Raw genomic sequence first — 21,205 nt, 5'->3', positions numbered from 1 at the left:
CGGATATTCTCAATCTGCTTTTCTACATGTTTTTAGATACCTTATATCCTAAGAACCCTGTCACAGATAGACAGCATAAACTCTTTGTCATGGGTCACCACAATTACAATTCGTCCGGAATCTGCAAGTTTCTTTAAACGGGTGGATACAATTATCATATTTGCATAATCCAGCCCACTGGTTGGCTCATCCAAAATAAGAATCTTTTTATCAGAAAGAATAGCCGTAACAATAGCAAGACGCTGCTTTTGTCCTCCGGAAAGTGCCATAGGATGGCTATCTGCAAACGCCAATAACCCCATTTGCTTTAGTTCAGATTGTATTACAGAATTCTCCAGCCCATCACCTGACATTTTACATTCTTCCCATACACTCTCCGCAAATAACTGATGATTAACATCCTGCATAACAAGGAAACAGTTCTTACGTCTCATTTTTTCAGACATAACAATTCCATCCAATGATATATTTCCGCTCATTTGTTTCATTAACCCACAGACGCTGCGAATTAAAGTTGTTTTTCCAATTCCATTATACCCTGTTATGGCGAGTATTTCACCAGGAACCGCTGAAAAAGAAATGTCCTGAAACAGTGGTGACTTCTTTTTATATCCAACCGCAAGTGCCTCAACAGATAATCCGCAGGTCTTTCTGTCCAAATGAGCTTCAGGTAGTTCTCCGTCTTGCTCTTTTAAACATCTCAAGCCCATACTTTTACGTGTCTGTTCGGGCAGGGCCAGGAACTCCTCTCTGGAATAAATCTGTACCAGCTCTCCATTTTTTAAATAGACTGCTCTATCCAGCAAATCATACAAGAAGGATAGCCTGTGTTCCGCTATGATTATAGTATATCCCTTCTGTTTTAGGATTTGAAGTAACTTTTTTAGCGAATGAATTGCAGAAAAATCCAGATTTGCCGTAGGTTCATCCAGTACATAGACAGAGGGATTCATAGCGTATACCGAAGCAAATGCCAATATCTGCTTTTCTCCTCCAGATAGCTCAAATATATTTCTGCCTAATAGTTTCTCCAGATGAAGATTCTGAAATCTCGTTCTCATTTTCTCCATACTTTTCCCTTGGTTTTCCATTCCAAACGCTAGTTCACTATCTGTATCCAATTGAAAAAACTGACTCTTGGGATTCTGGAATACAGAACCGACTGATTCCGCTATTTTGTATAATTTGGTTTTTGATACTTCTATGTTTTTTATCCGCACCGTTCCTTCTAATTTACACTCTCCGCAAAAATGAGGTATCAGACCGTTTACCAGTTTTGTCATCGTTGTTTTTCCACAGCCTGATTCTCCGCATAAAAGGATACATTCTCCCTCTTTTATTTCCAAATTAATATTTTTTAGTATTTGATCCTGTCCATCATATCCAAAGGATACATCTTGTATGGATACCATAACCTTAACTCCTTATTGTATTATAAAAGTTCCGACAAGAAACAAACCTCCAATCACACAGCATACATAATCTATACAGTGTAATTTCAATGTGAGTAAACTTGTCTTTTTAATAGGATTCTCAATTCCTCTTGTTACAGCTGCTGCAGATAATTCTTCCGCAGTCGCTGTCGCAGACATCATAAGTGGTACCAGCATAACCTCCAGCTTCTTAGAAGATTTTATTTTTCTTAGACTTATCGCTTCTTTGATATAGTTTGTTTCTTCTCTAATTGCCGGAAAATAGCGGATAGTAACGGATAATGCAATGATTAGTTTCTCTGAAAAATGTAATTTTCTCATAGCAAGAACAAATCTTCGTAAAGATATTTCTCTTATCATAAGTGCACCTACCATCAAACAGGGGAACATCCGAATAGAATAATTCACTAATATCACAAAAATCATAGCTATCACTTCAGGTGCTGCCGGCAATATTATGTATTGTAATAGTAACAGGATACAAAATGATACTATCCATTGAACTGCCATTTTGTATCTCCCGGCTGCCAGCATCAAAATATCTATAAACATAATCCATCCGACTTCAACCCAAAAGTTATTTTGAAAGAACGTAATCACATTTGCAAACAGCAAAAGCAATAAAAATGTCCGCGGGTCTAAAATGGAACTTCTACTTACCGGGTTATGCATGAGAAACCATTCCTGCTTTCTCAAAATGTTTACGGAACAATCTTTTGCTAATCCATGCCCCAAGAATGGCCCCAAGCACCGGTGCTAGAAAAAGAACAATAAGCATAACCTGAGAGGAAAGACTTTCCAATGCATTTATATAGCTGTCCGGCATCCCCTGCCCACTAATCTGTGCCATGAATTTTTCATGCATCATCCAGATTGGAAGAGGTGATCCTGTCATTCCAAGAGAGAAAAAGACAAACGCTGCAATATTCCCATTTACACTATGGTACCTGCTGATAAAACGTGCCATCTCCCCTAAAACACAGGCAATCATAAATGTGACCAGTATCACAACGGTAAACATACCTGTTACAAAATAGATCAAACCTGTAATAATTCCCATTAATAATATGGCTCCCATTTTTTGAACCTTGGAACACAAAAGCATAAAAGGAACTCCTGTAAATAGGGCGATAAACCCTGGCATAAGGATCCACATGATAGGATGTAACCCTCCCATAAGCATAAATATAAAATTGATGACAAAATAAATTGCTGAAAAGATACCAATTGTAATCAGGTCCTTTCCTCTCAGACTACCGCTACTTGCTGATTGTAACATTAATGATTCCTCCTTTTAATTAGTTGCGACTAACTTGAATGTCAGATAAAACCGCTCACAGAGCGTTTCCATTTGTTAGGATATAGGAAGTCATTTTAAAAATCTAGTCCAATCAGACTTTTTTATTCCGATTGGACTGGATAATCACATAAAACCAATTCTTGATAAGTATCATCGCATAGTTTTCCGATTGTTTATTTCTATAACTGCTGCTCAGCCTTCCACATAGCAGCATATTTTCCATTGTTGTGAAGCAATTCTTCATGTGTTCCTTCTTCTTTGACTTTCCCGTCAGCAATCACAAAAATCTGATCTGCCTGTTTTACAATAGACATGGTATGGGCAATCATCACAACTGTCTTTTTCTTTTTTAGCAGGTTTGCAATCGCCTGTTTTACAGCTAATTCATTATCCACATCCAGATTTGCCGTAGCTTCGTCCAATAAAAGAATTGGAGCGTCTTTTAAAAGGGCCCTTGCAATGGAAAGTCTCTGTCTTTCGCCTCCCGATAACTGATTTCCGTTTTCGCCTGCCATTGTTTCATAACCCCGGGGCATTTTTCGTATAAACTCATCGCAGTTTGCTTCCCTGCAAGCCCACTCTATTTCCTCATCCGTAGCTGTTTCTTTTGCATACCGGATATTTTTTTTTATGGTATCATCAAAGAGAAATACATCCTGTTCCACTATGGATATCTGTGAAAGCACCTGCTCTGTGCCCACGTTTTGTATGGAATGTCCGCCTATACGGATGGTGCCGGAATCCGGATCATAGTACTTAGCAATCAGATTTAAAACCGTAGATTTTCCAGACCCGGAATCCCCTACAATTGCAGTCAGTTTTTGGTTCTCTATCTGAATATTCATATCCTTGCAGACAGGTTCTCCTTTCTCATAAGAAAAACCAACGTGTTCAAAGACAATATCGTGCCTTTTCGGATCAAATATCCGGCTGGTTTGCAGCTCTTCAGGAATTTCAAGGACGGTGTTGATTTTTTGTTTTGCAATCATCAAATTTTTATAACTTGTCATATCTACAAATATAGTACTTAATAATTTTGATAAAAATAATGGCAGCAGGCAAATCATGATAAACGGAGCGGTATCCAGTGTTCCGCTTATCCAACCATTCCCGGCAACTAATATCTCTAACGGAAGAGTGCTTCCGATTAAAATACTATAAATTACTCCAACCGGAATAATTTTTAATTCATAAATAAAACTGATGTCACTAAATTGTTTCATAGAACCCGTAACGGTCTTATTTTTTGTTCCTCCGATTCCATATGCCCGAAAAGTCTGTATTCCGGTAATATATTCCACCATACTGCTGACATTTTCCGCACAGATCGCATTCTTTTTCATCCCATATTTTTTTACAGCATAAAAAGAAATTGCAATCGCAGGTAAGAATAAAAGTTCTGCAATTAATAAAATCCATACCGAAGGAGCATATAAGATTGCCACAAAAATAACCAGCATAACAGAAAGTGTCATATTTTTAATGATATCCCCCATTTTATGTGTCAAAATCTGTTCATAGCTGTTCACATTTTCGGTTGCAACATTAATATATTCCCCGGTTTGAGATTTCTGAAATCTGGAAAGAGGGATTCTTCTTAATTTTTCTCCAAGAAATAACCGTATCTCTTTGCTGACATTAGCACCGCCTATCTGCCCTTTTACATAACCATAACTATAAATCATAAGTCTAAGAAGAAAAATAACAGCAATCCCTCCTGTGATTTCAAGTATTTTTCCCATAGCCATCTGACGGTTCCACAAAGACTGAAATACATAATACATTACCATAAAATTACACCCGGATAACAGTCCTTCCAGCATAACACAAAATATGGAAATAAAGAGTTCTTTATTCCACTTCCTTGGCCGATTTCTATTCATGTAGAGTACCTCCTTCCATCTGATAGGCAAAGCTTCGTGCTTTTTGAAATATTTCCCAGGCTCCTTGGTAATAAGTATTTTCTTTTAAAACTTCTTCGTGATTACCAATGAAACTTACCTTATGGTCTTCTACAACGGCAATCCGGTCACAGATCTTCAATGCACTGAGACGATGGGCAACAATAAGAACCGTTTTTCCTTTACACAGATTATTAATTGCTTTATCTATTTCCAGTTGATTCTCGGGATCTGCTGCTGAAGTTGCCTCATCCAGAATCAGAATAGGAGCATCCTTTAAGATGGCTCTCGCTATGGCAATTCTTTGTTTTTCTCCCCCTGAAAAACGTGTGCCATAGCTTCCAACCTTCGTATCATATCCATTTGGCAGGCTCATAATAAAGGAATCAATCCGGGCTTTTTTAGCTGCCTCCCTTACCTGTTCCAACGTTGCCTGTGTTCCCATTCGAATGTTCTCAATCACACTGTCCCTTGTTAAAAAGGTCTTTTGAAAGACGATGGATACATTTTCTAACAACTGCTCATAGTTTAATTCCCGTACATCCTTACCGCCTATGGTGATACTGCCTTTTCCTGTATCATAAAATCTGGCAATCATATGAATAATGGTACTTTTCCCGGCACCGGATTTTCCGACCAATGCCACCTTCTCGCCATGCTGTATCGACAGCTTACAGTTTCTCAGGACCTCTTCCTTTTCATTGGACGGATATGCAAAGCTTACCTTATTTAAGCTGATATCATGTCTTTTCGGAAAATCCTCACCACCCTCATAAACAGGAATATCCAGGATTTCTTTTGATTTTGTAACCGCCTGTAACACCTTGGCAAAATTTGAGCCTAGCTCCTGAAGCGGTCTTAGCTCTGTCAGATACAGCGATCCGATAAAAAGAAAAAGAAGAAATACATTTAATGTAAGGGTGCCTTGCAAAAAAAAATAACCTCCAATGGGTACCATAAAAAGCAGTCCGCATTCTGTTATCACGATATAGGACGCATAAGAAGGTCCCATCTTTTTAGATATCTGATTCCATATGGTATTTTCTTTAACTATGGCATTTTTGTATTTTTGAAAAGAGCTGCCTCCCATATGGAATGCTTTTATGACCTTCATACCGCTTATATACTCAATGATTACCGAGTTTAAATTTACAAGGGACAGGTTTGCCTCACCTAACACCTTTGACATGCCGGAAAACATAATTCCCATCACTGCCATTGCAAACACCAGCGGAATTAAGGAAACCAGGGCCAACCCAATATTAACGGAACACAGATAAAAAAATATGGCTACCGGACCGCACATATAATAAATAAACTCCGGCAGATGGTGTGCCAGAAATAACTCCAGCTTTTCAATATCCTCATTTAATACTGTTTTCATAGAACCTGTATTATGTTCACTTAACACGCCTAACGGAACCTTTGCCATATGGTCCAGGATCATGCACCGAACCTTATAAAGCGTACGATACGCCCCCCTGTGTGATAATCCTGTGGAAAAGCCAAATAACGCAAAGCGAACCACGATTGCTGCAAAAATTATTAGGCTATTATGAACAAGCACCTCTTTTGTACATGCTTTCTGATAAATTGCTGTCAGCACCTGGTATACTCCATAATAAGGAACCATGGTGCAAAGTCCGCTGATCAAGGAACAAAATACGGACAAATATAGAAAATATCTATCTTTACCAGCCCATGTCAAAAGCAGACCTATGGAATTTTCTCTTTTTTTCATCATTTTTGCAATTCCTTTCAATTTTTAGTATTTTTTAATCGATGGTATTTTATATAAGTTATAGGGTATTTCACTTTTCAACTCTTGAAAGTTTTATGTTTTATTACTATAATGCAATCTGTGATTACATAATAACAAATAGATAAGGAATTCATATATGAAATTAACAATCCATGAGAATCCTCATGTAAAAGAAAATGAAGCTATACTGATATGTACAAAATTGGACCATCATATGAAGTGTTTAGCAAATTATATCCAAAATTATGATTATTATATAAAAGGATATAACGGATCTGAATATACAATGATTTCCTTAAAGGAAATACTATATTTTGATTCAACTGATGGATCAACCTTTCTTTATTCCAAAGATAAAATCTATGAAATAAAAAATTCACTAAAGAATTTAGAACAGGAACTACCCCAGACTAACTTCATCCGAATTAGTAAAAACTGCATTCTGAACCTGGACTATTTAAAGCAAGTTGTACCATATCCAAATCACAGAATGCTTGCAACACTTAAAAGTAACGAACAACTAATTATTTCCAGGCAATATATTGCTACTTTAAAAATCAAATTAAGAACTATGACAAAGGAGGTAATCTGACATGAAACATATCTTTAATAAATATCTTTCTGCTGTTGCTATCGCCTATCTATTTATTACACTCATCTCTGATTTTTTTAATCTTATAATCTATAATGTTAATTTTTCCTCCTTACATTTTGAGCTTGTTGTTTATTTGATTATTGCAGTTACATTGGATGCTATATTGTATCATGTTGTTTTCACCAGGTTTCTCACTCATTTCTTAATTGAAACCATGCTGCTCTATCCTGTTACTCTCGCATTTGCTTACTTTGGCCACTGGTTTTTATTTCATATTGGCAATCTTATTACCAACAGCCTGATTTACTTAAGTATTATATCTATCATCCATATTTATTTTTACCATATGGCAAAAGAAGAAGCTAAGGAAATGAATAAGCTTCTTGATTCTTTGAATAATTAACTTAAACTTAATTATCATAGGACTTCACTAAGCAACAAAATTGAATACATACTAATATGTCTATTAAGAATGGAGGTCTATTAAATATGACACCTATCAAGAAAGAAAAAAAATTAACTTTACAATCATCTTTCCACACAGGACTCACTTATTTACTATTGGCACAGGGCATTTTCCTTTGCGCTTGCATAGAGGGAATCTATGGCTATCTTTTAGAGCCATTGTTATTTGATACATTCATTAATGATGCTGGTACAATTCAGAGTATTATTCACTGGGTTATAACTTGTATAAGTTGGGGTGTCTTTATTATGATTTTTCTGCGCACCGCACAAAAAAGATGTAATTTTCAAATACTTGAAACTTCAAAACCCTTAACTTTCGTTCAGATTTTTCTAGTACTTTTTAGTATAATATTCTGTTTGATCTTAAGTTACATGGATTGGCATGGTTTTAAAATATTGCTGGAATATAAGCATCGAGGTGCACTTTTATTTATTTTTCAATATGTCTATTATATGTTTGAAACCATGATTTTTTCATTAATTATTATATTTGCACAAAAAGCATTTGAATGCTGGTTTTCCATAAAAAATATTCCATATGGAGGAATTATTACTGCATTGACCTGGGGCCTTATTCATATTCTGACCAAAGGAAGCCTATATGCTGGAATTTTCTGCGCAATTAAAGGATTTTTATTCGGAGCTACATATCTTAATATGAACCGTAATATAAAGAAAGCATACCCTGTGCTATTTCTTATGTTCGTGTTATAAATTGTATTCAGTTATTATATTAGGAATACAGTACCATAAGCATTTTTAATCGATAATGATATTTCCGATTCATTTATATCCAATGCTATTATAGATAACATGTGATCCTGCTCTATTTTCACTGTTTCCTGTTCCATGATCAACTCTTTGATTTAATAATAATTTTTTATCATGGAGAAGTTAATTTGAACATTCTTGTACACGCCAGAGTAACCAATTCAAAATCATGGGTAACAACAAAAACAATTTTTCCCATGCCTGCCAGCTTCTTCATCAATTCCGATACCATTCCCATACTTTCTAAGTCAAGACCACTGGTAGGTTCATCAAAAACCAGAATATCCTTATCACAACACATACTAACAGCAACTGCAAGACGTTGCTTTTGCCCACCTGATAATGTATTTGGATGTTTCTCTTTTAAATCATATAGATCCAGTTTCTTTAATATCTGTTCCACCTTTTTTGAATCGGCTTTTTTTAGTCCAAAGCAGGTTTCATGCTCCACACTGTCAGCAAATAACTGATAGTTCACATCCTGCATAACCATATAAGTTCTGTTTAGCATACTTTTTTGATGCTGAACTTTTCCATCCCATAATACAGTCCCCTCCAACGCTTTTTGCAATCCGCATATAGTTCTTAACAGCGTAGATTTACCAACCCCGTTATGTCCGGTTACTGCAATGATATCTCCCCTGTTTGCCTTAAATTGAATTCCACCTAACACTTCCTTTTTCCCGTAACCAATGGATAAATCTCTAATTTCAAAAGCAGCATTGCCATTGAAAGATGAAGTTTCATTCAGTTTTGGTACTTCATATTCAAAACTTCTAAGTCCCAGCTTCAATCTTTCCTTTACAGACAATTTTAAAAAATCCTCCTGTCTCCACCGATACTTGATTTCTCCTGCATCCATGTAGTAGATTTTATCTGCCAGATCTTTTAGATAATATAGACGATGTTCTGCAATGATAATGGTCTTTCCCTGATTTTTCAGAATTTGAATATATTCCCGTAAATTAATAATTGCATCAGTATCAAGATTGGAGGACGGCTCATCCAAAAGGTATATGTCAGGATTCATGGCATATACAGAAGCAAATGCTATCTTTTGTTTTTCGCCACCCGATAAGGAAAAAATATTGCGTTTCAGAAGATTTTTGATGTTCAGGTCATCTGCAGTCTTCTTTACTTTTTCTACAATGACCTGTCGTATCACTCCACAGTTCTCTAACCCAAAGGCAATCTCACCATCCGTATCCGTATTAAAAAACTGGGTCTTTGGATTCTGAAATACAGATCCAGCCTTTTTAGCTATATCATAAATCTGCTTCTTTGCAAGATTCTCACCGTCTATAAATACACTGCCTGTTAATTTTCCGGAAAAGAATTCAGGTATCAGTCCATTGATCAATCTTGTAACAGTAGTTTTTCCGCAGCCGCTGCGTCCTGTTAATACTATGCACCCTCCTGCTGGAACTGATATACTAATGTTTCTAATTATCCCATTTTCTGTTCCGTCATAGGAAAAAGAAATATTATCAAGTTGAATTTTCTCCATCTTTTCCTCCCTTTCTACGCTGCATTTTGTGCATATAATGTTTGACTGAGGACTGTAAAGATGCTTTTTCTTAACATTTGCCCTCCTTAAATCACTTTCATAAGTCCCATGACAAGATAACTGATAAAAATTATAATGACAATCAGATCCTTTCCCGAAAATCTAATTTCAGTAAGGCTTGTTCTGGGACTCGGGTTTTCTATTCCGCGTGTTACGGCAGCAATGGACAATTCATCGGCTGTATTGGAGGCTGCCATCATAAGCGGTACATACAGGCATTCTGCTACCAGTATCGGACGCAGACAGATATTTTGAATGGATAATGAGATACCTCTCATACGCATGGCATCCTTAATATAACGCCAGTCTTCTCTCACTACCGGAAGATACCGCATCATAACCGCAAAAGGTATCACCAATCGATCCGGCATATGTATTTTATAGAAGGCCGCCATGAATTCACCTGTTTTTGTGGTTTTGATCATCAGCCCAGCCATAAAACCGCATGGATATACTTTATTTACCAGCCCCAAAAATGCAGCAAAAATTGCCTGTGTGGTTCCTGTCATTTTAAACATTGAGAGCAGAGTAATTCCATAAATCATCCCATAAAACAATATGCCTTTTGCAGCATGACCAGGTTTCCCTGACAACAGTGAAAATACTGCAATCAGACAAACGAGAATCAATTCATATCGTAAGGAGGGTGCAAGCATGGTGCAAATAACACAGAGCAATAACAAAAACAGCTTTGTCCTCGGGTCAAAATGTACTCCTCTCACGCTGTAATTCCCGCCTTTTTAAACAAAGGTAAATGAGGCGGTTTCTTTGGTGGTGGAGCATTTTCATGGACATGGAAAGAACCAATCCCACCTTTCGGATAAGGATATCGAACAGATTACGAATGTTTCAGCATACATTAAAGATCATGCTGCTTTTCCGCTGACATTAGAACAACTATCAAGAATCGCATGTATGGGACAAACGAAATTAAAAAAGAGTTTTAAACTAATTCATGGCTGTACTATTACTGAATTTATCCAACAGGCACGAATCGAACATGCTGAATTCTTATTATCTCATACCGATTTAAGTATCGCACAGATTGCACAGACCATTGGATATTCCAATGCCAGCAGATTTGCAGAGCTTTTTAAGAGAAATGTTGGCATTCTGCCTTTAGAGTACCGAAAAGTTATGCGATAAAGAGCCTTTGAATTTCGAGTAAGCCTCTGGTATAAGCACTAAACAAAAGCAAACCGGAAAACTTTGGTTTGCTTTTGCTTAAAACGAAATCATTTATATTTTCCATGAAAGCTCTTTATGTCTTGTGGCAATAAACTTCTTATATATTCCCTCCTCTTCTTTTAATTGATTATGAATACCTTCCTGTACAATATTTCCATGATCAATTACAATAATATGATCCGCTTCTCTGATTGTATTTAAACTATGAGCAATAATAATGGCTGTTTTGTTTTTTAATAATTCTTTAATTGCAAGCATTAACTTTTCTTCGTTTTCCGGATCGATACTTGAAGTTGCTTCATCCAAAATCACAAGATTGCACTCTTTTAGCAAAGCGCGGGCAATTGAAATTCTCTGCCATTCTCCACCGGATAAACTTGCACCGTTTTCTTCCAATACCGTATCATATCCCTCTGGCAGCTTCATAATAAACTCATGGCAGCATGCTTTTTTAGAAATTTCAATGATCTCTTCCTCTGTTGCATCCGGATTACCAAATTTTATATTATTTCGTATCGTATCTGCAAATAAATAAACATCCTGAAAGACCATTGTGATATTTGATAAGAGGCTATCATACCGATACTCTCTTACATCATTTTCTGAAATCATAATTGTAACGCTTTGAATATCCCAAAATCTCGCAATCAAATGACATAACGTAGTTTTTCCAGAACCGGATGGACCTATAATAGCAGTAGTGGTTTTGTTCTTCAAACTACAAGACAGTTCTTCAATAACAGGCTCTTTATCATAAACAAAAGTAATATCTTTTATTTCAATATTGTTTACCAAAAATTGTTCTTTATTTCCCTCTTCTACTGTTTCAATATTTCTTAATCCTATAATGGCAGCAAGTGTATCGCAAATTTGATCAATATCAATTGAAAACTGATTCATGATTTTCCTTGTATCATGTGAAAATCTTTCCTTATTAATCGCAATTGTCACAGCTTCGTAAGTACCCATTGGAAAACTATAACATCTTGGAGTATAACTGGTTGCATCAATGCCGAAATCTCCCTCTTGTATGTATGCTACCGTATTATCTGAAAATTCACACTCTACACGTCCTTTTTTACACCATGAGATTTCGATGATATTTTTATCGGGTATTTCAGGGATAAAAACATCTTTACTGTCAATTTCTGCAAAGATTACATCAATTTCATCAAAAATGTTATACGTATACAAAATACCTTTTCCCGTACATTTGAATTTATATACGGAATAGTCTTTCTTTTCTTCTAGTAATACCGCGGTATCCTGATACCAAACGTTACAATTATTAATTTCCATCACCTTTTTACTCATTTTGTTAACCAAGGAATACAACGATTTACTTTTTTGCAATATTCGATATATTGCATTCCATATAGCTCCTTAAGCCATTTTTCTTCAGTAGCTTTCATAAGCACGGTCATACTAATCCAATAAAGGATTGGTAAAAGCAGTAACCACAGATTATCAGCACAGAAGATTGCTCCAGTGCATACTATCATAAATGCAGAATATAATGGATTACGCACCTTGGCATATATGCCTGTTGTTACAAGATGATTGTTTTTTATATTCTCATCAATCTTTGACCTTAAAACTGCTTCAAGCCAGATTAATATTCCAAAAACAATCAGTAGAACACCCAATATTAAAAAAGGCACTCTGAGCATACCTACTCTGCCGCTGTTAAGATATCCCTTTTCTGATATCGCAATGCCTACTACTGATAAAAATATAATCGCCGCCCCATAAATTGGACCCACACCAAATATTGGCAAATGCTTTCTTTGATTCATCATTATCACCAGACTTTCCGTTTATTCAGTTAACTACTATAGTATATAGTTTTTACATCTTTTGCCCATGAAATTATTTTGATATCTGTTATTTTTAGATGCTCCAGGAAACAACCTCTTTTCTTTCACCAACAAAACGTTTATAGATTCCCTCCTGTTTAATCAGCTCTTCATGCTTCCCTGTTTGAACAATTTTCCCTCCATCTACTACAAGTATCTGGTCTGCATGGCGGACTGTTTTTAATCGGTGCGCAATCATGATAATTGTTTTATTTCTGGTCAGTTCTTCAAAAGCTTTCTGCAAGTGTACTTCATTCTCCGGATCTACATTGGCTGTCGCCTCGTCAAAAATGATGATTGGTGCATCCTTTAAAATAGCTCTTGCGATAGAAATTCTCTGCTTTTCACCTCCCGAAAGAGCAAAACCCTTATCTCCAATCTCCGTTTCATATCCATTTGGAAGCCTGCTGATAAACTCATGGCAGCATGCTTTTTTTGCTGCCTTTATAACCTCCTCTCTGGTTGCATCTGGTCTTCCAAAGCGGATGTTATTTTCTATGGTATCTCCAAAAAGATATACATTCTGAAATACCATACTGATTTGTTCCATTAATGATTCCAGTGTATAATCTTTGACGTTTTTTCCGCCAATTTTGATATTACCGCCATCTACATCCCAGAATCTTGCAATCAGGTTACAGATGGTCGTTTTTCCAGAACCGCTTGGACCAATAATGGCTGTCATTGTCTTATCCTTGATCTTAAGGTTCATATCTTTTAGTATCTGTCTCTTCTCATAGGAAAAGTCCACATGTTCAAATATAATATCCTGATTCTCTGGATTTATTGTCTTTCCTTTTTCATCCATTAATGGTACGTCATCCATCTGATTTGCCTGTTCAATGGAACTGCCACACACACGAAGGATTGCAACTCCGTGTCCTGCGGATTCTATCTGTTCAAATATAATAAATGAAACCACAATAAACATCAGGGAATATGTAAGCTGCATGGTTCCATCAAAATAGAAATATAATGCTGCCGCCATCAAAATCACACTGAATATCCGTAATATTCCTGCCTGCATAATCGTATAAGGAGTAATCAGCTGCTCCATTGCCAGATTCATTTTTTTACTGTTTTCAATTGCTTGATCTACCTTCTTGTTATCAGTTTTTGTAAGGTTAAAGGCTTTTACGATTCCCATTCCCTGTATGGTCTCAACTATATTTTCTACAAGTTCTGCTTGTGCTTTTTGTCTTTTGGGTGCGGTACCTCTTGATTTTTTCTCCATGGCAGAAGTAATCAGACAGAATAAAAGAACACCTGTCACTGTAATTAAGCCCATTCTCCAGTCAAACACCAGCATGTAAACCGTAAATACTATAGTTGTAATAAAACCGCCTAAAGTCAAAACCAAAACCATTGGTGCTGTGGTTTCTACATCTCCCAATACCGTGGTACTAATACCCATAATATTTCCTAGACTGTTCTGGTTAAAAAATCCCATTGGTATTAATTTCATTCTGTTTCCAATAAAAACTCTTTTATTGGCAGTCATAAAATATCCAGCATGCGTTTGTTGCAGTTGAGAGAAATAATTTGTGACAATTTTACCTGCTATACTTACCACAATCAGACCAAACACATACCATATTGTTGTATGGTCAGAACTTTTTTCAACCAATGCCGAAATAGTAAGAAAAATTGCACCAATCTGCAGCATATGAAAGATTGCATTCAGAAATCCTATGAGGATAGAGTTACGAATGTTTTTTTGTTCCTCACCGGCGAATCTCCATATTTTTCGAAAAATCTCTATCATTCCTGTTCACCATCCTTTGCTCCGATATGGGCATTCCACATATTCTGATACAATTCAGATTCCTGTAATAACTGCTTATGAGTTCCGGCAGCACTGATTTTCCCATGATCCACGAGAATAATCTGATCTGCATCAACAATCGTCGATAACCGATGAGCAATCATAATCAAGGTTTTTCCTTGTACCAGTTTTATGATTGCTTTTTGAAGAACTGCTTCATTCTCCGGGTCGATATAAGCCGTCGCTTCATCTAGTATTATAATCGGTGCATCTTTTAGCATGGCTCTTGCAATGGCAATTCTCTGCCGTTCGCCGCCAGAAAGGTGAGCTCCGCCACCACCTACTTTTGTTTCATACCCACGTTCAAGGCCTCGAATAAAAGTATCGCAACCTGCCCTGCTTGCTACTTCTTCCACTTCTTCATCGGTAGCATATTCTTTTCCCATGCGTATATTTTCCCGGATGGTATCATCAAATAGGAAATTATCCTGAGATACATACGCAATCTGGTCCGCTATTTGTGTAAGCGGAATATCACTGATTTCTGTTCCGCCGATTTTGATACTTCCTGTTTCAATATCCCAAAAACCAGCGATTAGTTTTGTAATCGTAGATTTCCCGCCTCCACTTGGTCCGACAAAAGCATTGACTGTACCTTGACGGATTTTTAATGTAATATCTGTTAAAATATTTCCCTGCTCTTTTTCGTAAGAAAAAGAAACATGATTCATTTCAATATCTGTTCCGTTTAATTGTACCGGATCTTTTGGATGGTGTTGTTCCGGTGCTTTTAATATGGTTTCAATGGATTCGATAATGGTACCTGTCTGGGCCAGTGAATCAATGAAATTGGAAGCTGCGATAATCGGTCCCACAATTCCCATGGATAAAATCATTATCATAATAAACTCAGAAGATGTAATGCTTCCACCAAGATAAAATGCTAATCCCACAGGTAGTACCCCAAATAAAACAGCAGGGCTGAAATTACGATAGCATGCCATGCCAAACTGAGCACTTTTCATCCAATTATAAAAATATGAGGCATTGGCATTAACTGCATTTACATAACCTGTATAAGCTACCTGACCCTGATTATAAGCTTTAATCACTTCAATCCCATTAATATACTCTACGATAGAATCGTTCATTTTCTTACCTATTTGGACAGATTCCTGATATTTTACCGGATAGGATTTCATGGTAGTCATCATAAATATCATACCAATCGGAAGGGTGGCAACCGATAGCAATGCCAGCCGCCAATCAAGAAAAAACAAGGTAATAATTAGTAATAACGGAGATAAAACATTAGACGTCATTTCAGGTAAAAGGTGGGCAAGTGTTGTTTCCATGCTCTCAATCTGATCAACCAATATGCTCTTCCATCTTCCCACAGATTGGTTCTGTAAAGTTCCCATAGACAGTTTTGCCAGCTTATGTACACATTTATTTCGTACCTCTGCCAATACTGCAAAGGTCGCCTTATGGGATTGTGAAGTTGAAAAAGTAGTAAGCAGCACTTTTCCTATACTGCCTGTCAAAGCCAGTATCAGCCAAAGTATACAGCTTTTAATATCTGCTGTCTGTTCGAGTAACATTATAATGATTTTCCCTGCACAGAAATAAGGGATGAGACCTGACATTACCCCAAAAACCGCCATAATAACTGAAAACCGAAGTCTTCTATGTTCTACTTCTGCCAATGCCCATATTCGTTTCAGCGGACTTTGATTTTTTTGTTCCATAAACCCTCCTTTAGTTAGTTATGTCTAACCTTGTGTTTAAAAAAATTACGGGTAATCCCGTATTTTTCAGGCATGTTTTTATTTCCAGTTGTAAATATTAGCAAATCCAGCATAATAAAATTCTCTTAACTGCTTTGCATACAACATACCATCTTCTCTTTTCATATTATGTCGTACCATCTCAAATATTCCGGAAAAATATGAACTGGTTACGATGTGAAGAAATTCAGATGTAATCGTCTCCTTTTTGAGTGCATCATCCTTTGTAACCTCCATGTATTTCACCGTATATTCCATTTCAATCTCCACCAGCTGATTTAAAAAATCAGAAAATTCTGTTCCCTCGGCACATTCTAGCAACAGCTTGAATATATCGTAGTTATCATAAATATAAGACACTAATTTTTCAGCTTCCATTCCACTATAATGAAACATATTTTTCTTCTGATAATCAGAATCCTTTTTGTGAAATAACTCTTGCACCTCTAAGAACCATGATTTCAATTCATCCACAACTGGATATACAATGGCATGGAATAATCCCTCTTTATTCTGAAAACGTGTATAAATAGAACCGGTACTGGTACCAGCTTCCTGTGCTATAGTACGAAGCGATGCATCCTTGAATCCTTTACTTAAGAATTCCTTCTTCCCACACTCATACACTTTCTCATATACACCTTCAATTTGCTTTGCCATGTATTTTCCTCCTATATTTAAAACAGTGTTTCATAACACTGTTTTAAATATAGGACTTCTTGATTCAATTGTCAAGTAAAATATGGTGTATTTTTCATGAATCTTATTCCACTTAATCAATTAACATTTAACGATCCGGTTAGAAACATTTAAAGTCTACACATGCCTCATAACCAGCCGTGCTTTGAAGTCTGTAGACAAGATATTGGCTGATTGCCTTTCCTGCGATTCCAATCACTAATAAGCTATTTTTGATTCGGACAAATTTCTAACATTAATATCTCCATTATATGTTTAAATAAAAGTTTAAAATCAGTATATTTTAGTTAGTGTTTACTAACCCATTATATCATGTTTCCTTACTATTTCAATGAAAAGTATTATAACTCATAATATTCCTTTTAAATCACTTATCATATGGCATCTAAAGTAAATCTGCAACCTTACTCTTTTCATATCTTAAAACACATTGTTTAAAACTGTTAGCATTATCTAACTTTCTGCAGTATTTTAATAACCTCCTGTGTCTTCAGGACTTTTCCGTAGGCTACTACCTTGCCGTCTACCACCAATGCAGGGGTGCTCATTACCCCATAAGCGGCGATTTGCATAAAATCTGTCACATGATCAATCGTAGTATCCATACCAAGCTGCGCAAGCGCTGCCTTTGTGTTTGCCTCCAGTTCATTGCACTTTGCACATCCGGAGCCCAGAACCTTAACTGAGCCACCTGTTTTCTGTACCTGCCTTGTTTCTTCCATAGTTTTTGCACCACAACCACCCTCGCAGCAGCATCCGATATTTTCATCTTTCTTTTTTCCAAAAAGTGACATGAGTAAATCCTCCTTGATATGATTTAATTTTAATTATATCCTATATTAAATTATGTTTAAGCTGTTTCTGTGCTACTTCCAGTACTTCTTATAAATATATAATTAGGCTGGTCTACAGTCAATATAAGAATGGCAGCCTCAAGATTTATACCATTAGCTACGCTCATTCTATTCTTCCTTATATAAATAAAAATTGAAACGCATTAAATAAATAACCAATAAATATTATTCCAACCGTTACAATACTGACGAATACACCTAACAATTTAGGTTTTACGGCTTTGCGCAGCATAATCATGGAGGGCAGACTTAAAGCAGTAACAGCCATCATAAAACTGAGTATAGTTCCAAGTCCGGCGCCCTTTGCGAATAAACTCTCCGCTACCGGTATTGTACCAAAAATATCTGCATACATTGGTACGCCAACAAGAGTTGCTAATATAACTGAAAATGGATTATTGCTGCCGAGAATAGATTGTATCCAGGCTTCCGGAATCAGATTGTGTATAATCGCACCGATACCTACACCTGCAAAAATATAGGGTGCAACTTTTTTTACTGTTGCCTTTACCTGATCCTTTGCATAGAAAATCCGGTCCCTGCGGGTTAAATCCGGAGCTTCAATGTCCACACTTCCGGCAGTTTTTACGAACTCTTCCACATACTTTTCCATGCCGAGCTTCTCTATCAGGGTTCCGCCTATCACTGCAAGAACCAGACCCACAATTACGTAAGTAATTGCAACTTTCCCTCCAAAAATACTCATCAGCAGGATCAGCGAACCCAGATCTACTAATGGGGAAGAAATAAGAAAGGAAAAGGTAACACCAATCGGCAGGCCTGCACTGGAAAAGCCTATAAAAAGCGGAATTGATGAGCAGGAGCAGAAAGGAGTAACCGTTCCGAGTAAAGCCGCAAGAGAATTTGCAGTAATACCATGAAAATGTCCCAGTATTTTCTTTGTCCTCTCCGGCGGGAAATGGCTTTGAATATAGGAAATAAAAAAAATCAGGACGGACAGGAGTATAAAAATCTTAACCGTATCATAAATAAAAAACTGTATACTGCCTCCCAATCTGCCCTCTATATCCAAACCGACAGCAGTTAGTGCATTACCAATCAGCGTGTTAAGCCATTTCATACCAAGTATTTGATTTTGAAAAAATAACCAGATATTTTCTAATAATTGCATAATCTTTCCTTCTTTCTGCAGGTTTAGAAACATATCTATAAAAATCGATATGTCTAATACATAAAAAGCCAAACGAATATGGCTTTTCATCATGCTCATCTTTGTATATGTTACATTAGACTTCATTTGTAATATTTGTAGTTGTCAGAGTATTTAAAAGTTCCTTTGCATAGACAGTACCTTCCTCATTAATGGAATAATGCGTCCATTTTCCTTCGATGCGGCTTTTGACAATACCAGAATCAAGGAGAATTTTCATATGATGGGATAAAGTAGATTGCCCTATATTTAAATTCTCCAATAGTTTACATGCACACTTTTCACCACTGCGAAGCATCTCCAGAATCTGCAAACGGTTTTCATCGCAAAAAGCCTTAAATACCTTGGCATCTTCCGCATACGTACGTTCCATTTCATCACCTCAAATCTATTTTCTTCGATATCATAATTTCAGTATATTCTTCAAATCTATTTATGTCAATATGTTCTTCATATTTTATTAGGGTAATAGTATTATACCAAGTATTTAAAGGCTTTCCAATCTCACCATTAATAGCATTGAGGCGTTGTTTTGAGGATTCGACATTTCATATCTACGGGTTCTTATCTTAAAGCAACTTTTGTAGTTACTATTTAAAAGCTTAATTTATCATTTCAGATTAACCTTCCCATGTGGAAACCAATGGGTCGTTTTATTTGCAATTTTAACAAGAATCAGCATGACCGGTACTTCTGTGAGTACACCTACTATCGTTGCCAGGGCTGCGGGGGATGTGGAGCCAAATAAGGAAATAGCAACTGCAACAGCTAATTCGAAAAAATTAGATGCACCGATCATCCCTGCAGGTGCCGCAATATTGTGAGGTAATTTCAATACTCTTGAAGCAATATAGGCAATAAAGAAGATAAGGAAAGTCTGAATGATCAACGGCACTGCAATCAAAACAATATGCAGCGGATTCTCCAAAATAACGTCACCCTGAAAAGAAAAGATAATAATTAATGTCAGTAACAAACCGATTATTGTAACGTTGTTGAACTTGGGAATAAATTTATTTTCAAAATAGTCTAACCCCTTATTTTTCGTGATTAGCACTCTGGTTAAAATTCCTCCCACCAGAGGGATTACTACGAATAAGACCACGGAAAGAATTAAAGTATCCCATGGTACCGTCACTCCGCTGACTCCCAAAAGGAAAGCTACAATCGGTGTAAACGCAATTAGAATAATCAAATCATTAGTAGCCACCTGTACTACGGTATATGCCGGGTTTCCCTTGGTAAGATGGCTCCATACAAATACCATTGCAGTACAAGGGGCCGCACCAAGAAGTACTGCTCCAGCTAGATATTCTTTCGCTAAATCAGCCGGTATCATTGCTTTAAATATTGTATAGAAGAAAAACGCAGCGATTCCGTACATAGTAAAAGGTTTAATCAGCCAGTTTGTAACCCAGGTAACAAATAAGCCTTTCGGATTTTTGCCTACATTTTTGATGCTGGCAAAATCCACTTTCATCATCATCGGATAAATCATCAGCCAGATTAATATGGCAATGGGAATTGACACCTGAGCATATTGAAATCTTCCCAGGAATTCTGGTACGGCAGGCAGAAATTTACCGATTAATACACCAACCACCATACATAGTAATACCCAAATCGTTAAATATTTTTCAAAAAATCCAATTCCCTGTGTTTTATCTTTACTCATTCTTACAATCACTCCTTTAATTTTAATGTGGTTTTTTCATACAATTACATAAATCCTGCGCTCTGCATTTTTGATAGGCTTCCATATCTTCCGTGTAAGATGGAAGTTCTTTCAGATTTTTTTTAAGATAGAACCAAAGTTCCCCATTCTCGATAATAAATCTGTTGTTTATCTTATAATACGTCCATTGGGCCCGTTTATAATTCTCCAATATACCGCATTTTCTTAGGTCTGTTAAATGGCGTGAAACATTGGCCTGAGTCATTTTAAGAGATTCAATGATTTCACAGACACATAATTCATCTTCCAGCAGTAAAGATAATATCCTTAATCTGTTTTGCTCCGACAAAGCTTTAAAAATATCCACCATCTTTAAACCTCTCCTGTATTTTTATATTTGCATATGAGCATTT

22 protein-coding genes are annotated in these 21,205 nt (G+C 36.5%); 4 read left to right on the top strand and 18 right to left on the bottom strand.

The features are described from left to right. Positions 1-41: 41 nt before the first annotated feature. The 5 genes from RBU59_RS00500 to RBU59_RS00480 all read right to left on the bottom strand — a co-directional run bounded on the left by RBU59_RS00500 (position 42) and on the right by RBU59_RS00480 (position 6,378). Positions 42-1,412 (bottom strand): ABC transporter ATP-binding protein, encoded by a 1,371-nt coding sequence (locus RBU59_RS00500; protein WP_308145930.1) that lies wholly within the window; start codon positions 1,410-1,412, stop codon positions 42-44. A 12-nt stretch (positions 1,413-1,424) separates the two neighbouring features. Next, the gene (locus tag RBU59_RS00495; RefSeq protein ID WP_308145929.1) at positions 1,425-2,105 is read right to left on the bottom strand and encodes an energy-coupling factor transporter transmembrane component T; all 681 of its coding nucleotides are present in this window, start codon (positions 2,103-2,105) and stop codon (positions 1,425-1,427) included. Beyond that, on the bottom strand, positions 2,098-2,712 hold the full coding sequence (locus RBU59_RS00490) for an MptD family putative ECF transporter S component (protein ID WP_308145928.1): 615 nt from the start codon (positions 2,710-2,712) through the stop codon (positions 2,098-2,100). The genes RBU59_RS00495 and RBU59_RS00490 overlap by 8 nt, the downstream gene beginning before the upstream one ends. A gap of 200 nt (positions 2,713-2,912) precedes the next feature. Then, on the bottom strand, positions 2,913-4,616 hold the full coding sequence (locus RBU59_RS00485; protein WP_308145927.1) for an ABC transporter ATP-binding protein: 1,704 nt from the start codon (positions 4,614-4,616) through the stop codon (positions 2,913-2,915). Next, positions 4,609-6,378, bottom strand: a complete 1,770-nt coding sequence (locus RBU59_RS00480; RefSeq protein ID WP_308145926.1) for an ABC transporter ATP-binding protein — start codon at positions 6,376-6,378, stop codon at positions 4,609-4,611. The genes RBU59_RS00485 and RBU59_RS00480 overlap by 8 nt, the downstream gene beginning before the upstream one ends. A gap of 154 nt (positions 6,379-6,532) precedes the next feature. On the opposite strand from RBU59_RS00480, the gene RBU59_RS00475 reads away from it, so the two are divergent. The 3 genes from RBU59_RS00475 (at position 6,533) to RBU59_RS00465 (ending at position 8,173) form a co-directional block, all read left to right on the top strand. Next, positions 6,533-6,988, top strand: coding sequence for a LytTR family DNA-binding domain-containing protein (locus RBU59_RS00475; RefSeq protein WP_308145925.1), 456 nt, complete (start codon positions 6,533-6,535; stop codon positions 6,986-6,988). 1 nt (position 6,989) lies between these two features. After that, entirely contained in the window at positions 6,990-7,394 is a 405-nt protein-coding gene (locus RBU59_RS00470; RefSeq protein ID WP_308145924.1) for a DUF3021 family protein, read from the top strand. Between the two features lie 86 nt (positions 7,395-7,480). Further along, on the top strand, positions 7,481-8,173 hold the full coding sequence (locus tag RBU59_RS00465; protein WP_308145923.1) for a hypothetical protein: 693 nt from the start codon (positions 7,481-7,483) through the stop codon (positions 8,171-8,173). A 14-nt stretch (positions 8,174-8,187) separates the two neighbouring features. Here the strand turns inward: RBU59_RS00465 and RBU59_RS00460 are convergent, their stop codons facing one another. The 3 genes from RBU59_RS00460 to RBU59_RS00450 all read right to left on the bottom strand — a co-directional run bounded on the left by RBU59_RS00460 (position 8,188) and on the right by RBU59_RS00450 (position 10,519). Next, positions 8,188-8,310, bottom strand: a complete 123-nt coding sequence (locus tag RBU59_RS00460) for a hypothetical protein (protein ID WP_308145922.1) — start codon at positions 8,308-8,310, stop codon at positions 8,188-8,190. 32 nt (positions 8,311-8,342) lie between these two features. Next, entirely contained in the window at positions 8,343-9,737 is a 1,395-nt protein-coding gene (locus tag RBU59_RS00455; protein ID WP_308145921.1) for an ABC transporter ATP-binding protein, read from the bottom strand. Positions 9,738-9,823: 86 nt separating this feature from the next. Beyond that, positions 9,824-10,519 (bottom strand): energy-coupling factor transporter transmembrane component T, encoded by a 696-nt coding sequence (locus tag RBU59_RS00450; protein WP_308145920.1) that lies wholly within the window; start codon positions 10,517-10,519, stop codon positions 9,824-9,826. A gap of 49 nt (positions 10,520-10,568) precedes the next feature. On the opposite strand from RBU59_RS00450, the gene RBU59_RS00445 reads away from it, so the two are divergent. Further along, entirely contained in the window at positions 10,569-10,943 is a 375-nt protein-coding gene (locus tag RBU59_RS00445) for a helix-turn-helix transcriptional regulator (RefSeq protein ID WP_308148662.1), read from the top strand. A gap of 93 nt (positions 10,944-11,036) precedes the next feature. Here RBU59_RS00445 and RBU59_RS00440 read toward each other — a convergent pair whose 3' ends face one another. From RBU59_RS00440 to RBU59_RS00395, 10 genes are all read right to left on the bottom strand, one after another. Further along, the gene (locus RBU59_RS00440; protein WP_308145919.1) at positions 11,037-12,299 is read right to left on the bottom strand and encodes an ABC transporter ATP-binding protein; all 1,263 of its coding nucleotides are present in this window, start codon (positions 12,297-12,299) and stop codon (positions 11,037-11,039) included. Continuing rightward, the gene (locus RBU59_RS00435) at positions 12,296-12,781 is read right to left on the bottom strand and encodes a methyltransferase family protein (protein WP_308145918.1); all 486 of its coding nucleotides are present in this window, start codon (positions 12,779-12,781) and stop codon (positions 12,296-12,298) included. The genes RBU59_RS00440 and RBU59_RS00435 overlap by 4 nt, the downstream gene beginning before the upstream one ends. A gap of 94 nt (positions 12,782-12,875) precedes the next feature. After that, a complete protein-coding gene (locus RBU59_RS00430) occupies positions 12,876-14,606 on the bottom strand; it encodes an ABC transporter ATP-binding protein (protein ID WP_308145917.1) in 1,731 nt (576 codons plus the stop codon). Then, positions 14,603-16,354, bottom strand: coding sequence for an ABC transporter ATP-binding protein (locus RBU59_RS00425; protein WP_308145916.1), 1,752 nt, complete (start codon positions 16,352-16,354; stop codon positions 14,603-14,605). Before RBU59_RS00425 ends, RBU59_RS00430 begins: the two co-directional genes overlap by 4 nt. Positions 16,355-16,432: 78 nt before the next feature. Further along, entirely contained in the window at positions 16,433-17,053 is a 621-nt protein-coding gene (locus RBU59_RS00420) for a TetR/AcrR family transcriptional regulator (RefSeq protein WP_308145915.1), read from the bottom strand. A 488-nt stretch (positions 17,054-17,541) separates the two neighbouring features. Next, the gene (locus RBU59_RS00415; RefSeq protein WP_308145914.1) at positions 17,542-17,886 is read right to left on the bottom strand and encodes a thioredoxin family protein; all 345 of its coding nucleotides are present in this window, start codon (positions 17,884-17,886) and stop codon (positions 17,542-17,544) included. 178 nt (positions 17,887-18,064) lie between these two features. Next, positions 18,065-19,078 (bottom strand): permease, encoded by a 1,014-nt coding sequence (locus RBU59_RS00410; RefSeq protein WP_308145913.1) that lies wholly within the window; start codon positions 19,076-19,078, stop codon positions 18,065-18,067. Between the two features lie 115 nt (positions 19,079-19,193). Beyond that, entirely contained in the window at positions 19,194-19,490 is a 297-nt protein-coding gene (locus RBU59_RS00405; protein WP_308145912.1) for an ArsR/SmtB family transcription factor, read from the bottom strand. A gap of 237 nt (positions 19,491-19,727) precedes the next feature. Beyond that, the gene (arsB, locus tag RBU59_RS00400) at positions 19,728-20,792 is read right to left on the bottom strand and encodes an ACR3 family arsenite efflux transporter (protein WP_308145911.1); all 1,065 of its coding nucleotides are present in this window, start codon (positions 20,790-20,792) and stop codon (positions 19,728-19,730) included. Between the two features lie 22 nt (positions 20,793-20,814). Further along, entirely contained in the window at positions 20,815-21,162 is a 348-nt protein-coding gene (locus RBU59_RS00395) for an ArsR/SmtB family transcription factor (protein ID WP_308145910.1), read from the bottom strand. Positions 21,163-21,205: the final 43 nt, after the last annotated feature.

Source organism: Anaerocolumna sp. MB42-C2 (genome assembly GCF_030913705.1).
Classification (GTDB): domain Bacteria; phylum Bacillota; class Clostridia; order Lachnospirales; family Lachnospiraceae; genus Anaerocolumna.
Note: the sequence above shows the minus strand (reverse complement) of the source record. Positions and strands in the feature narration are given on the sequence as shown.

What these genes read in the sequence shown, in the direction of transcription:
- RBU59_RS00425 (WP_308145916.1), bottom strand. Translation starts at nt 16,354, where the DNA reads ATGGAACAAAAAAATCAAAGTCCGCTGAAACGAATATGGGCATTGGCA.
- RBU59_RS00465 (WP_308145923.1), top strand. Translation starts at nt 7,481, where the DNA reads ATGACACCTATCAAGAAAGAAAAAAAATTAACTTTACAATCATCTTTC.
- arsB (WP_308145911.1), bottom strand. Translation starts at nt 20,792, where the DNA reads ATGAGTAAAGATAAAACACAGGGAATTGGATTTTTTGAAAAATATTTA.
- RBU59_RS00470 (WP_308145924.1), top strand. Translation starts at nt 6,990, where the DNA reads ATGAAACATATCTTTAATAAATATCTTTCTGCTGTTGCTATCGCCTAT.
- RBU59_RS00410 (WP_308145913.1), bottom strand. Translation starts at nt 19,078, where the DNA reads ATGCAATTATTAGAAAATATCTGGTTATTTTTTCAAAATCAAATACTT.
- RBU59_RS00475 (WP_308145925.1), top strand. Translation starts at nt 6,533, where the DNA reads ATGAAATTAACAATCCATGAGAATCCTCATGTAAAAGAAAATGAAGCT.
- RBU59_RS00480 (WP_308145926.1), bottom strand. Translation starts at nt 6,378, where the DNA reads ATGATGAAAAAAAGAGAAAATTCCATAGGTCTGCTTTTGACATGGGCT.
- RBU59_RS00435 (WP_308145918.1), bottom strand. Translation starts at nt 12,781, where the DNA reads ATGAATCAAAGAAAGCATTTGCCAATATTTGGTGTGGGTCCAATTTAT.
- RBU59_RS00500 (WP_308145930.1), bottom strand. Translation starts at nt 1,412, where the DNA reads ATGGTATCCATACAAGATGTATCCTTTGGATATGATGGACAGGATCAA.
- RBU59_RS00420 (WP_308145915.1), bottom strand. Translation starts at nt 17,053, where the DNA reads ATGGCAAAGCAAATTGAAGGTGTATATGAGAAAGTGTATGAGTGTGGG.
- RBU59_RS00415 (WP_308145914.1), bottom strand. Translation starts at nt 17,886, where the DNA reads ATGTCACTTTTTGGAAAAAAGAAAGATGAAAATATCGGATGCTGCTGC.
- RBU59_RS00440 (WP_308145919.1), bottom strand. Translation starts at nt 12,299, where the DNA reads ATGAGTAAAAAGGTGATGGAAATTAATAATTGTAACGTTTGGTATCAG.
- RBU59_RS00460 (WP_308145922.1), bottom strand. Translation starts at nt 8,310, where the DNA reads ATGGAACAGGAAACAGTGAAAATAGAGCAGGATCACATGTTATCTATA.
- RBU59_RS00490 (WP_308145928.1), bottom strand. Translation starts at nt 2,712, where the DNA reads ATGTTACAATCAGCAAGTAGCGGTAGTCTGAGAGGAAAGGACCTGATT.
- RBU59_RS00455 (WP_308145921.1), bottom strand. Translation starts at nt 9,737, where the DNA reads ATGGAGAAAATTCAACTTGATAATATTTCTTTTTCCTATGACGGAACA.
- RBU59_RS00405 (WP_308145912.1), bottom strand. Translation starts at nt 19,490, where the DNA reads ATGGAACGTACGTATGCGGAAGATGCCAAGGTATTTAAGGCTTTTTGC.
- RBU59_RS00485 (WP_308145927.1), bottom strand. Translation starts at nt 4,616, where the DNA reads ATGAATAGAAATCGGCCAAGGAAGTGGAATAAAGAACTCTTTATTTCC.
- RBU59_RS00495 (WP_308145929.1), bottom strand. Translation starts at nt 2,105, where the DNA reads ATGCATAACCCGGTAAGTAGAAGTTCCATTTTAGACCCGCGGACATTT.
- RBU59_RS00395 (WP_308145910.1), bottom strand. Translation starts at nt 21,162, where the DNA reads ATGGTGGATATTTTTAAAGCTTTGTCGGAGCAAAACAGATTAAGGATA.
- RBU59_RS00430 (WP_308145917.1), bottom strand. Translation starts at nt 14,606, where the DNA reads ATGATAGAGATTTTTCGAAAAATATGGAGATTCGCCGGTGAGGAACAA.